Below are 12,204 nucleotides of genomic sequence, written 5' to 3' on the forward strand. Positions count from 1 at the left end.
CGGATCGCCCGCGAACCGATGCCCTTAACAAGTATAGCAATTCTTTCTCCCGTCCCCAATCCCCTTCCCCGGACAAAATCAGCTTCGCCCCAGTACAACCCGAGCTCATCCGACATATGATGGAGTATGCAATTACTCTTCCCGCGGGGAGGTGATTTCAAATGACATTCGCACTTACGGATTGGATGCTGTATTCGATGTGGATCGTTATGGGAGCCATGGGCTTGAATTTCCTCCTCGGACTGTACAAATCCCTGAAAAGCAGCACGTTCTCCAGCGAGCTGATCACGGCTTACCTGACGGATCTGCTCATGCTCGTTCTCCCGCTGTTCATGCTCTCGAACATGACCGTCTTCGACAATACCGGCTGGATCATGGAAACGGCTTACTACGTCGGCGCGTTCGGCGTCGTCGTCAAATACGTGATGGATTTGAAGAACAAATTGTAATCGGATACAGGACAGCCGCCGGCACGCCGGCGGCTGTTTGTTTTTGCGCGCTTCTCCTTGCCAGCCGCGAACAAATATGTTAAACAAGTAAAGACATCATCGCTTAGGAGAGATTCCATTGGCACAGCTCTATTATAAATACGGAACGATGAACAGCGGCAAATCGTTCGAGATCATCAAAGTCGCCCATAACTACGAGGAACAAGGCAAACGCGTGCTGATCTATTCGCCTTCCTTCAGCGCGCGCGGAACGTCGAAGCTGGTCGGCTCGCGCGTCGGCTTCGAGCGGGAAGCGATCCCGGTCGAGGAAGACACCGACTTGTACGAGAACGTCAAGTCCCATCTGTCCTCCTCGGGCCCGAAGCAGATCTACTGCGTGCTCGTGGACGAAGCCCAGTTTCTGAAGAAGCATCACATCATCGACTTGACGCGGGTCGTGGACGAGCTAAACATTCCGGTCATGGCCTTCGGCCTCAAGAACGATTTTCAGAACCAGCTCTTCGAGGGCAGCTACAATCTGCTGATCCAAGCGGACAAGATCGAGGAAATCAAGACGATCTGCTGGTACTGCGACCGCAAAGCGACGATGGTCATCCGCTTCCGGGACGGAGAGCCGGTCAATTCCGGCGAACAGATTCAAGTCGGGGGCAACGAAGATTACAAGCCGGTCTGCAGGCGCTGCTACAATCAAGCTTTCCGCGTGGTCGACACGTCGCTGGAAGAATAACGCGGGAGTTGGAATCGCACGCAACCAAGAGGCGGAGAACGCCTCTTTTTTGTTTGTTCCCCGGCGCCGTTCTTCGTTGGCTGACAGCGGTTGTCAAGGTTATAACGCTATGCTGGATGGGAACCGCACGCAGAAAGTTCGCAGTCCGATCCACTGCCGGCGGCCGGTCTGCATATGTCAAAAATATCACATAATTTTCTTTTGACTTCCGTCCGGCGCAGACTTAAAGTGGAAGGAAATAGTAATCTAGGAGGCGCTTATGTCCGCTCAACGTTCCACCCCGCCCGTCGTCCCTTTCACGTCGATGCGTCAGCTGGTCGGCCCGCTTCTCGCCATCATCGTCGGCATTTTCATGGTTATCCTCGACAGCACGGCCGTGAACGTCGCGGTTCCCAAGCTCGTCGACGATTTCCACAGCAAGCTGGAAACCGTCCAATGGACCATCACCGGCTACGCGCTTGCCCAAGCCGCGGTCATCCCGCTCGCGGGCTGGATCACGGACAAGTTCGGTTCCAAGCAGATTTTCATCGTCTCGCTCGTGCTGTTCACGCTCGGCTCCGTCTTGTGCGCGACCGCGCAAAGCGTCGACCAGCTCATCCTGTACCGCGTGCTGCAAGGACTCGGCGGCGGGATGGTGTCCCCGATCGCCTTCGCGATGACGTACCGGTTCAGCCCGCCCGAGAAAGCCGGATCCATCATGGGATTGATGGGCATTCCGATTCTGCTCGCTCCGGCGCTCGGCCCGATCATCTCCGGCTACCTCGTCGATTACGTCCAATGGGAATGGATCTTCCTCATCAACATTCCGGTCGGGATCCTCGGCGTCATCCTGTGCGTCCTGCTGCTTCCGAGCCTGCCCAAGAAATCGTCCACTTCCTTGGACATGCTCGGCATCATTCTCGGCCCGCTCGCGTTCTCCGGCCTGTCCTACGGCCTCAGCGAGGGCTCCACGAGCTGGACCTCCGACAAGACGATCATCGGGCTGATCGTCGGCGCCGTCGCGCTCGCCGCCTTCATCGTCGTCGAGCTGACCCGCCGGGAAGAACCGCTGCTCGAGCTGCGCGTATTCCGCTCGTCGCTGTTCACCCGGGGGATTCTCATCCAGTGGGTGCTGCAGTTCGTGATGTTCGGCATCATCTTCTCCGTGCCGTACTTCATGCAGAAGCTGATGGGCATGTCCGCGTTCAATGCGGGCATGTGGACGTTGCCGCAGGCACTCGCGGCCGGCATCTTCATGCCGATCGGCGGGCGGCTGTACGACCGGATCGGGGCGAGGCCGCTCGTGCTGGTCGGGCTGACGATCGTCGGCGTCGGCGCGTTCCTCATCTCCCGCATCGATCCGACGGACACGCCTTGGCAGTTCCTGATCCCGCGCGCGATGCTCGGCATGGGGATGGGGTTGTCCTTCCTGGCGCTGAACACGCACTTGATCCAGTCGGCGCCGAGCAATCTCGTCAGCCGCGTCACGTCGCTGACGAGCGCGGCGCAGCAGATCATGACGTCGTTCTCGGTCGCGGGCCTCACGACCATCATCGCCAACCGCACGGCGCACTACGTGGCGGACGGCGAACAGCCGATGCCGGAGGCGATGACGAACGCGTTCCACGATGCCTACCTCGTGCTGGTCGGACTCGCCGTCTTCGGCCTGCTGTGCGCCCTGACGCTGAAGCGTCCGAAGACCAACGCCGAGAATGCGCCCGTCGCGCATGCGGTGGATATGGGCTAATAGCCAAACGACGACGTCGAATGGCTCATTAAACGACGGGCGTCGATTGGCGCACTAAACGACAAAGCGTTCCGGGCCTCCTGCCCGGAACGCTTTTTCTGTGCTCGCTCCCGCCCGTGGCCTGTAGCAGAGCTTGCGGCGGCATGCGAGATGCCGCCAATATGCCCATTCGCGATAATCGCTTGCATCGGCATACAAAAAAGCCATGGTCCCCCGGATCGAGCCGGGCAACCATGGCCGCTATCAGCCATTCGAAACAAACGTCGCGCTTAAATCTCCATCTCTCGGCCCGCGGAATCCACGAAGCCGTGCTGCTTGACCTTCAGCGGACGTACCCGCTCCAGTATGCCGACCAGCTGTTCGGCCGTCTGCGCCGGATCGCCGGGCGCCTGCTCCCCGCCCATGTCCGTCTTCATCCAGCCTGGATGGATCGCCAGCACTTGAAATCCTTGCGGCTCAAGCTCCTTGCGCAGCTTCTCAGACAGATACGTCAGCGCCGACTTGGACAAGCCGTACGGGTAATCGCCTGCGTAAACGCCTGCGTACGCGCCGGCTTCGGAGGATATGTTCATAATGGAAGGCATGCTCGCCGTGCGGAGCATCGGCAGCAGCGCCTGGATCATTTTGATCGGGCCGAACAGATTCGTCTCGAACGATTCCGCCAAATCGTTGAAGGACATCGATTCGATATCGTGATCGCGGCCGAGCAGGATGGCGGCATTGTTCACGAGCGCGTCGACGGGCGATCCGCTTTCCGACAATCCGGCAGCCAGCCGCTCGATCGATTCGTCGCTCGTCACGTCGAGCTCGACGAACGCGATCTGCGCGCGCAGCGAATCGTCCAATTTCCCGTAACGGGCTTCGGCTGCCGCCTTGTCGCGGACGCCCGCGATCACGTGATGACCGCGCTTCGCGGCAACGACCGCCAGCTCGTAACCCAATCCGCGGCTTGCGCCTGTAATGACAATTCTCATGCTTCCATACCCCTCTCCGAAAGTAGTCCGGTCTTTATTATAACGCTTTCAAGAAGGGGAAAGCCAATCGCGGCCGAGCCGCAGGAATCCCTGCGGGGCGTTGTCGGCCGAATTTCGATCGTCTTGCGCGCGAAAAGGCGGTATTTGACCGCCGCACGGCGATTCCGCTGCCCGAATCCAAACGTGCCGCGCGGCGCTTCGTTTCCATGCCGAACCGAGTCCGAAGCGAACTCCCGCCACGTTAGATGAAGGATTCGTAAACGCGTATAAAACGCGTCCGCTTAAGGGCATTCTAGTCTCTGTTGCCAGCAACATCCAGCACACCCATAAGAGGAGGTATACATATGAACAATGAAAGCAATCAAACATCGAAAGCCGACGTGCAGTCTTCCGAGCTGAACAAATTGCCGGTTCCGGGCCAAGACGACACCGAATTCTCCGCTGAAGAAGCAGCGGAAGCGTTCGAGCAGAACGACTCCGCGAAGCGTTTGCCGCAAAACCACGAGCAAGACTGACCGGCCGCTGACGGCGGCAGGCGATGGCATGAACGCCGCCGCCGCTCCAAACGTCGGCTGCCACGGCATGGCCGCGAACATGCGCGTCGCCTTGCGCAGTCGCGCGACCGGCAACGAAGAAGCCTCCCGGAATCCGAGAGGCTTCTTCGCGCGGTTCAGGCCGTTTCCGGCGGGCACGCTTACGCTGATCTCATCGCATGCAGCATGGCTTGCAGCTTCAGGACCGTGTTCCAATTGCGCGTCGTCACGCCGTCGCCGAGCTTGCCGAGATTCGCCGCCAGCTTGGAGTCGCGCATGCCCTCCGGGTAATGGCAATACACGGCGGTGCCGTCGATATGATAGCGATCCAGCTCCGAGATGCCGACATCCAGCTTCCCGATCTGCTGCGGCGTCAACGGCTCCCGGAGCACCGACAGGTGGACGCTCTTTCCTTCTTCCTTCGCCTCGTCGGCATACGGGCAGCCCGCCACGATCGCGTCCAGCTCGGCGTCCGTCCGAACCATCACCTTGGCGGCAATGCCGGATATCCGCAGGATCGCCTGCTCGATCTCGCTCTCGGCCGTCGCTTGGTCCAGCGCCGATTGAAAAACGATGTTGCCGCTCTGGATATACGTCTGCACCCGGCCGAGGCCGATGGTTTCCAGCTCGCGCCTCAGCTCCGCCATGGGCAGCTTGTTGTTGCCGCCGACATTAATGCCTCTGATAAGCGCCGCGTAATTCGTCATGCCCGATCCACTCCATCCATCCGATTGCTTCCACTATACCCAATGCGCCGTCGGATGACAACGGCAGCCCGCATTACGCCCGGTGCGCGTAGCCTTTCGTCCGCGCTTGGGGATGCCGCTTCAGGCGCCTCAGCCGCTTAGCGAGCTCGGGCAGCGCCACGCCGAACAGCACCAGCGCGACGCCGGCCCACTGCAGGAGGCTGACGTTCTCGTGCAGCACGACCGCCGACAGCATGACGGCCACGGGAAGCTCGGACGCGCCGAGAATCGTGGCCATCCCCTCGCCGATATGCGGCACGCCGGCCGCGAACAGCACGGGCGGGATAAAGGCGCCGAACAAGCCGAGCAGGAAACCGAACAGCAGCAGATGGCCTAGCAGCAGGCCGTTGATCAGAAACGCCGGCGGGAACAGCGCGAATACCAGCACGAGGCCGCCGGTAATCATCCAGGCGCTGCGGTAGGCCGGCTCCGCGGAAGGCACGGCTTTGCCGCTGAACAGGACGAACAAGGAATAGCTGACGGCCGCCAGCAGTCCCAACGCGACGCCGAGCAGATCGAAATTCGACAAGCCCTGGTCCAGTATCCCGGCCGCCAGCAGCGTTCCGCCGAACAACACGCCGAGCGTGGCCAGCATCATGCCGCTCGGCCGTTTGCGCATGCGAATCGCATGGATCAGCACGCCCATCCACGTGAATTGAAAGAGCAGAATGATCGCGAGCGAATTCGGAATGTAGCGCAGCGATTGATAGTAGAGCAGACCGGTCAAAGCCGTCGGCATCCCGGCCGCCATGAGCATCAGCCGCTGCTTCCAGCTCAAGCCCGTGCGCGCCGGCACCGCAGCCGAGGCTGCATTTGCGCCTCGGGAATCGGTTTCTCCGCGTTGCGGCGGCTTGCGCATTGCCCGGATTTTCGTGTACAGCGCCAGCAGCCAGGAGAGCACGAAGCCCACCAGCAATTGCGAGCCGACCACCTCGCCCAATTGATAGCCCTCGCCGTAGGCTTTGACGACGATCGTCGATAGGATGCCGTAGCTGACGGCACCCATCAGAACAGCGACTGCGTATTTCATCTCTATGTTGTCCCCTTCCCGAGCTGAGCAGTCCGATGGTTGCGGAGGGCATGCGAACACGCAAAAAACTTCCTAACCGCAAATATGGAATCATCCGGGGATCATTCCATATTCGTAGTTAGGAAGTTACGGCTTCCTGTAGAAACCCCCGCCCTGTTGCGAGGCTATACGAATCGTTGTTCATACCGCTATAATGCTCTCTTACGAATGTTACATGACAAGTGAGTTCTTGTCAATCGCCGTTTACGCCCAATCTTGGTTAATCCAGCTTGCCGTAGTCGCTTCGCATGATCGTTCGGACATGCCCGGCCCATAACCCGTTCGCCGGACAATACTTGCGCGCGACCTTTTCGATCGTCGTCAGGCCCCGCTCCACGTAATTGTCGTTGATGAGTTGTCCGAATTTCCGGATGCTGTCCCCTTTGGTTTTGAAGCTGAAGGCCATTTTATGGGCATTTCCGGTCGTCGCGTTGAGACCGAACAGGTTGTTCTTGGTCCGGGATAGCGTGCTCTTGCCGTTGCCGCTTTCGAGCTTCATGACCGCGATCGTGAAGAAAGCGTTGATGCCGTATTTTTCTTCGACGCCCAGAATGACGTCCTCGAGTCCCAATCCCGAGAGCTTGGTGCCCTTCAGCAGCATGGCGACATGCTCCTTCGTCATGCCCGAAGCGGACATCACCTTGGAAGTCGGCTTGACGGGGTTGCCGGCTTTCGACGGCTTCGCCGGCAAGGCGATCGCTTCGCCCGAAGCGGCGGTTTTGGCCTGCAGTTTCGGTTGGGGCGCTTGATTGGCTTGCATCGGAAAAGCGGCGGAGGCGGAGGCGGAAGCGGACAATATCGAGACCGGAGAGTCGGGCCGGGTCGTCTTCGCGGTCGGCGCCGGATCCGCCGCTTCGGCATAACGGCCGTTCACGTAGCCGCCGTCCTTCATCGACAGCCAGCCGGACGGGGTGACTTGCTGCACCTGCAGGAGCGTGCCCTGTTCCACGACGCGGAGAATATCGGCGTCGGCGCTCGGCAAAGCGCGAACGTTGAGATAAAAGGAGGTTACTTTATATGTATGTAAAGGCGTTTCGATCGGAGGGGAGACGGTCTTGGTCTTCGCGGGAACGGCTGCGGCCGTGACGGGAGGCGCTTTGGGGATGACGGTGGCGGGCTGAAATTCGGATTTCGGCTGCGCCTGCGCTATCGGCGCCGGCTGGGGAAGCGCAGAGGCGACCGGCAGTTGGCCGTGCCACCGGGGAAGCGCGAAATCGGACGAACTTTTATTCCAAACGCTTGCCGGAAGATTGAACGAAACGAACAAGGACGCGAGCAGCGCCGCGCAAATCGTCATATAAGCCACTACATTCCACTGGATACTCCGAGACATGGATACACCTCTTCCTTGGATTTTTAGGGCCTTTCCGATATGAGTTAGATTGTAAAGGCTGTCTAATGAAAAGCATGTCAAAGCGTCTGTGAAAAACTTATGAACTTTTGTCGATGGACATTCCTCTTCTGGCGAAACAAAAAGAAGCCTGATCGCTCAGGCTTCCCGAATGAGAATTTTCCAATCTTTTATCGGAACCGCGATTATTCCGCCAAACCCGCGTCAGGGTAGCGTTTGCGGCCTTTGTACCCGTCGTCGTAACCGTGATAATACGCCGCTTGCTCCTCGCCTTGCTTCCAGCAGATTAGAATTTCCTCACCATTCAATACGGAAGGAAAATCGATCAGGCCGGGATTGATCATTTTGAGCAAAACGCCCTTGCGTTCGAAGTTGCCGACCGCGAGCTCCACTTCCATCCGCATGAACTCCAGCTGGCTTTCCAGCTCGAAGAACGGATCGTCCGTCCCGTTGTCCGCGGGAAGGGTTCCTTCCCTATGCTTCTTCGTCAATTGATGCAGCAGCTCGAATTTCATTTCGAATTGCTGCGTCAGCAGCTGCAGCTTGAACAGGTCCTCCTGCAGCTCGGGAAGCATCGCGTTGGCTTCCTCCAATGTAAACGTAACGACTGGCTTCATGCGACAATCCACTCCTTAGAGCCAGTTTACTGCATCTCGCGAAAAAATGCCATTTGCCATGGCCGCTCGACTCCGCGGGGCCTCCGCCGCCGACAAAAAGAAAAAGCCGGCGCTCCCCATCGAGCTCCGGCTCCGTTCGTTCGCGCAGCGTGTGGTCAGACCGTCGCCAATGGCGCGTAGCCCGCCGCTTCGTAGATCATTTCCGACAGCTTGACCACTTTCAGGGCAAACTCGCCCGGCACCAGCACTTCATGACGCCCCAGGATGGCATCGACGAAGCTCTTGTCCTGGTTCGTGGTCGCCTGCGGCAGCTCCGGAACCGTCGGCTCCTGCTTCCAGCGGCGCAGCGTGATTTTGCCGTTATCATAGAAGATGCCGCCCGTCTCGCCGCAGAAGACGAACGTCTCGTGCCAGCAAGGCGCATTGCCGACCAGGTTAAGTCCCGCTACCGCGCCTTCCGCGAACCGGATCGACGTGAACGTGTCGATCTCGACCGGCGTGCCGTGCATATGCAGCTGCGGCTTCACTTCGACCGGCGTCAAGCCCGTCGTCCAGAGGAGCACGTCGATGATGTGGCTGCCGGAATCCATCAGGAACCCGCCTCCGGACAAGGCCGGATCCTGGCGCCACGAACCGCTCGTGCCGGGCTTCCATTCTTGATAGAGCGATGCCGTGACCGACGTCAGCTTGCCGATTTCGCCGCTCGCGATCGCGTCCCGGATATACAGGAATTCCGGCTGGAAATGGCGCTGGTACGATACCTGCAGCAATTTGCCCGCTTGTTCCGCGATCTGGATCAGCTGGCCCGCTTCGACGGACGAACAGGTCATCGGCTTCTCCAGCATGACATGCAGCCCTTTGCGCAGGGCGGCGCTCGCTTGTTCGAAGTGCAGCGTGTGCGGCGAGCAGATGATCACGGCGTCCGCTTCGCCGCTATCCAGCAAGTCCCGGTAATCCGTGAAGGTCTTGACGCCGTCCAGCCCGTGCTCGGCGATGAATTTGTCCCGATTGTCCGTGCTCGTGTCCGCCAGGGCCGTGATCGCCGCTTCCGGGAGCTCCCGGAGCTGGCGCGCGTGCCAGCCTGCGATTCCGCCCGTACCGATAATGCCAATGCGAATTGCGTCCAACTGCTTCGCCTCCCGATGATAAATGGCTCTTTCTTCATTAAAATTAGCATACCTTGCAAGCGCGACCAATCCAAAATTACGCCAATCTGCGGAATCCGGGATGAAATGTTTGCTCGGCGGCAATGTAGGCAATGATAAACGGGAACCACGAATTCACGAAAGCTGCATACAGGAGGATGATAACGACCATGAAACACGCACGTTTGTTGAAAGGAACGGCCGCCGCCGCATTGCTTATCGGACTCGCGGCCGTCAATCCGCTCCAGGCGCTGGCCCGCGACCATCACGAGCAGCAGGCGCCGGCGGTGACGGTAAAGCTCGTCAACGCCAGAGGCGAAGCGATCGGTTCCGCGACGCTCACCCAGAAGCACGATGCGGTAATGGTCCGCGTCGAAGCGAGCAAGCTGACGCCGGGCGAACACGGGCTGCATTTCCACGAGACGGGCAAATGCGAAATTCCGGGCTTTACGACCGCAGGCGCGCATTTCAACCCGGCCGCGAGAATGCACGGCTTCAATAATCCGAAGGGCTTCCATAACGGCGACCTGCCCAATCTCAAGGCGGATGCCGGCGGCAACGCCAAAGCCGAATTCGAAACCAAGGTCGTGACGCTGAAGCAGGGCGAGCCGAACTCGCTGCTCAAAACCGGCGGAACCGCGCTCGTCATTCACGATAAAGCCGACGACTACGTCACCGATCCGTCCGGCAATTCCGGCGACCGGATCGCCTGCGGGGTCATTCAATAAAGAAACGCTTCGATTCGAAGCCACGGCCGGGACACCGCTGCCGCGGCTTCTTTCGTTTACATGCGGCCGGAAATCCGCTACATTGATAGAGTTGCAGAATCGGAGAGTCCGAGAGAAACCAGACCAGCATGAAGGAGCAGGAAACAGATGAACGCAGGCACGACGAAAGCATTATCCCCTTGGGTGGAGGCGCTTGACCTGAAACCCCATCCGGAGGGCGGCTGGTATAAGGAACTATGGAAGGCCTCCTTCGCGATACCGCAGGAGGTGCTCGGAGGCGCGTATTCCGGGGCGCGATTCGCGGCCACGTCGATTTATTTCGTGCTGCACCCGGACGAATTTTCCGACTGGCATACCGTCCTGTCCGACGAACTGTGGCTCTGGCATGCCGGAAGCCCGCTGCTGCTGACGCTGGGCGGAACGGATGCCGAGCCGCGGAAGACCGAGGACATCGTGATCGGACCGGATATCGCGAACGGCCAGCATCCGCAGGCGCTCGTGCCGGCGAACGCCTGGCAGATGGCGAAGCCGCTCGGCGACGAGCCGGTGCTCGTCTCCTGCGTCGTCGCCCCCGGCTTCCACTATGACGATTTCAAGCTGATCGCGCGCGATTAAGCCGGGCACGGAACAAGCGAAAGCCAACCAGTAAATTCTGGTTGGCTTTCTAATTGTCAACCCCCGGTTTATGAAGCATTTCTCATTATTTTCTAACAAACCGCTTTTTTGCCTTGGTGCGAAAGGGTTTTCGTTTACATTGGTAAGTTGTGGAAGGTTTAGGCGTGCTATAGTAATTCTCGAGCATATCCCGTCCACGGTCTACACCAAACCCTTTCCACCAGGAGGAAGACACCATGAAAACCACGATGAAAGCAACCTTCTCCAAAAAACTGCTCGCCCTCGCGCTTGGCGTGTCGCTCGCTTTCACGGGCGCGCTGACGTTGACGCCGCATACGACGCATGCCGCGTCGTCCTCGTCCACGACGGCCCTCGCGAACAAGATCGAAGCGACCGGCAAGAAATACTTGGGCGTTCCTTATAAATTCGGCGCGAAATCCGGCATCACGAGCGCGTTCGACTGCTCTTCCTTCATTCAATACATCTTCAAGAAGAACGGCATCAGCCTGCCGCGCTCGTCCCAGCAGCAATCGAAGGTCGGCGTCAGAGTGTCCAAGAGCGCCCTCAAGCCGGGCGACCTCGTCTTCTCCGACACGAACGGCGACGGCGTCATCAACCACGTCAGCCTCTACATCGGCGACGGCAAGCTGCTGCACACGTACCGGGTCGGCATCGGCGTGACCGTCTCCACGTTCAAGGGAAGCACGTGGGACAATCGCTTCGTCACGGCGCGCCGCGTCCTCTAGCATCCTCCGCCGTCCGCGTGCGGGAGCCTCGTGCTCCCGCACGTTTTTTGCGTGGATGGGCAAGCGTATAGTCCCGTCCCGCCGGCGCCCCATACACTGGAGAAGAAAGGGATATCCGCTCAGGGAGGCGTTGGCGATGAAATTGGATATAGGCTGCGGCGCTCATAAACGGCCGGATTACTACGGGATCGACCGCGTCGCGCTGCCCGGCGTCAATTGGGTCAGCGACTTGAACGGCGACCTCCCGTTCCCGGACCATTCCGTGGAATCCGTCGCGGTATGCCGGATGCTCCCTTACGTGGACGATCTCGCGCACACGCTGTCGGAGCTCTACCGCATCAGCATGGACAGGGCCGTCCTTACCGTCTTATGTCCGTACGCGCATCATTTCCGCCACAGCTCCAACCCTTACTTGAAGCACCGCTTCGACGAACATACCCCCCGCTACTTGACCGCGCGCTTCATGCAGCCCGACGACGGACCGGCCTGTCCCCCCCTTGCCCCGTACGATTACTTACCCCCGCTCCCCTATGATTTCCGGCTGCTTCATATGGAACTGTTCTACGAGCCGGCTTATTCCCCTCCGCTGTACGAACCCGACGAGCTGGAGATGCTGAAGGAACTGCAGGCGAACGTCGTGGATGAGATCCTGTACCGCTTCGTCGCGGTCAAAAGCGAGCTCGGCTTGGAGGAGTGGCGCCAACTGTGCGTGCAAGAGCATTCCGAGCCGCACGGCGTCCTGCAGCTGCGGCGCCGCGGACAGTAGTCCCTGCATCGC

At 59.4% G+C, this 12,204-nt stretch carries 14 protein-coding genes and 1 riboswitch; of the genes, 8 read left to right on the forward strand and 6 right to left on the reverse strand.

Translation table 11 applies throughout. The annotated features are described in order from the left end of the window. Positions 1 to 161: 161 nt before the first annotated feature. The 3 genes from GT019_RS05495 (at position 162) to GT019_RS05505 (ending at position 2,902) form a co-directional block, all read left to right on the forward strand. Positions 162 to 449, forward strand: coding sequence for a hypothetical protein (locus GT019_RS05495; protein WP_161741740.1), 288 nt, complete (start codon positions 162 to 164; stop codon positions 447 to 449). Positions 450 to 567: 118 nt separating this feature from the next. After that, on the forward strand, positions 568 to 1,176 hold the full coding sequence (locus tag GT019_RS05500; RefSeq protein ID WP_161741741.1) for a thymidine kinase: 609 nt from the start codon (positions 568 to 570) through the stop codon (positions 1,174 to 1,176). A 259-nt stretch (positions 1,177 to 1,435) separates the two neighbouring features. After that, a complete protein-coding gene (locus GT019_RS05505) occupies positions 1,436 to 2,902 on the forward strand; it encodes a DHA2 family efflux MFS transporter permease subunit (protein WP_161741742.1) in 1,467 nt (488 codons plus the stop codon). A 269-nt stretch (positions 2,903 to 3,171) separates the two neighbouring features. Here GT019_RS05505 and GT019_RS05510 read toward each other — a convergent pair whose 3' ends face one another. Continuing rightward, a complete protein-coding gene (locus GT019_RS05510) occupies positions 3,172 to 3,876 on the reverse strand; it encodes an SDR family oxidoreductase (RefSeq protein WP_161741743.1) in 705 nt (234 codons plus the stop codon). A 344-nt stretch (positions 3,877 to 4,220) separates the two neighbouring features. On the opposite strand from GT019_RS05510, the gene GT019_RS31540 reads away from it, so the two are divergent. Then, a complete protein-coding gene (locus GT019_RS31540) occupies positions 4,221 to 4,391 on the forward strand; it encodes a hypothetical protein (RefSeq protein ID WP_201755248.1) in 171 nt (56 codons plus the stop codon). A 179-nt stretch (positions 4,392 to 4,570) separates the two neighbouring features. Here the strand turns inward: GT019_RS31540 and GT019_RS05515 are convergent, their stop codons facing one another. From GT019_RS05515 to GT019_RS05535, 5 genes are all read right to left on the reverse strand, one after another. Continuing rightward, positions 4,571 to 5,116 carry a DUF1697 domain-containing protein gene (locus GT019_RS05515; protein ID WP_161741744.1) on the reverse strand — a complete coding sequence of 182 codons (546 nt, stop codon included), beginning with the start codon at positions 5,114 to 5,116 and terminating at the stop codon, positions 4,571 to 4,573. Positions 5,117 to 5,189: 73 nt separating this feature from the next. Further along, the gene (locus GT019_RS05520; RefSeq protein WP_161741745.1) at positions 5,190 to 6,185 is read right to left on the reverse strand and encodes an EamA family transporter; all 996 of its coding nucleotides are present in this window, start codon (positions 6,183 to 6,185) and stop codon (positions 5,190 to 5,192) included. A gap of 95 nt (positions 6,186 to 6,280) precedes the next feature. Then, positions 6,281 to 6,377, reverse strand: a riboswitch (purine riboswitch). Positions 6,378 to 6,444: 67 nt separating this feature from the next. Continuing rightward, on the reverse strand, positions 6,445 to 7,557 hold the full coding sequence (locus GT019_RS05525) for a glucosaminidase domain-containing protein (RefSeq protein WP_161741746.1): 1,113 nt from the start codon (positions 7,555 to 7,557) through the stop codon (positions 6,445 to 6,447). Positions 7,558 to 7,760: 203 nt separating this feature from the next. After that, positions 7,761 to 8,192, reverse strand: coding sequence for a DUF2203 domain-containing protein (locus GT019_RS05530; protein ID WP_161741747.1), 432 nt, complete (start codon positions 8,190 to 8,192; stop codon positions 7,761 to 7,763). Positions 8,193 to 8,347: 155 nt separating this feature from the next. After that, positions 8,348 to 9,319, reverse strand: a complete 972-nt coding sequence (locus tag GT019_RS05535) for a Gfo/Idh/MocA family protein (RefSeq protein ID WP_161741748.1) — start codon at positions 9,317 to 9,319, stop codon at positions 8,348 to 8,350. A 188-nt stretch (positions 9,320 to 9,507) separates the two neighbouring features. On the opposite strand from GT019_RS05535, the gene GT019_RS05540 reads away from it, so the two are divergent. From GT019_RS05540 to GT019_RS05555, 4 genes are all read left to right on the forward strand, one after another. Beyond that, positions 9,508 to 10,065, forward strand: a complete 558-nt coding sequence (locus GT019_RS05540; RefSeq protein ID WP_161741749.1) for a superoxide dismutase family protein — start codon at positions 9,508 to 9,510, stop codon at positions 10,063 to 10,065. A gap of 147 nt (positions 10,066 to 10,212) precedes the next feature. Beyond that, complete coding sequence (locus GT019_RS05545) at positions 10,213 to 10,680, forward strand: cupin domain-containing protein (RefSeq protein WP_161741750.1); 468 nt, start codon at positions 10,213 to 10,215, stop codon at positions 10,678 to 10,680. 236 nt (positions 10,681 to 10,916) lie between these two features. Beyond that, positions 10,917 to 11,426 carry a C40 family peptidase gene (locus tag GT019_RS05550; protein WP_235946921.1) on the forward strand — a complete coding sequence of 170 codons (510 nt, stop codon included), beginning with the start codon at positions 10,917 to 10,919 and terminating at the stop codon, positions 11,424 to 11,426. Positions 11,427 to 11,562: 136 nt separating this feature from the next. Next, positions 11,563 to 12,192 carry a class I SAM-dependent methyltransferase gene (locus GT019_RS05555; RefSeq protein ID WP_161741751.1) on the forward strand — a complete coding sequence of 210 codons (630 nt, stop codon included), beginning with the start codon at positions 11,563 to 11,565 and terminating at the stop codon, positions 12,190 to 12,192. Positions 12,193 to 12,204: the final 12 nt, after the last annotated feature.

Origin of the sequence: Paenibacillus glycinis (genome assembly GCF_009909185.1) — a bacterium.
Classification (GTDB): Bacteria; Bacillota; Bacilli; order Paenibacillales; family Paenibacillaceae; genus Paenibacillus_Z; species Paenibacillus_Z glycinis.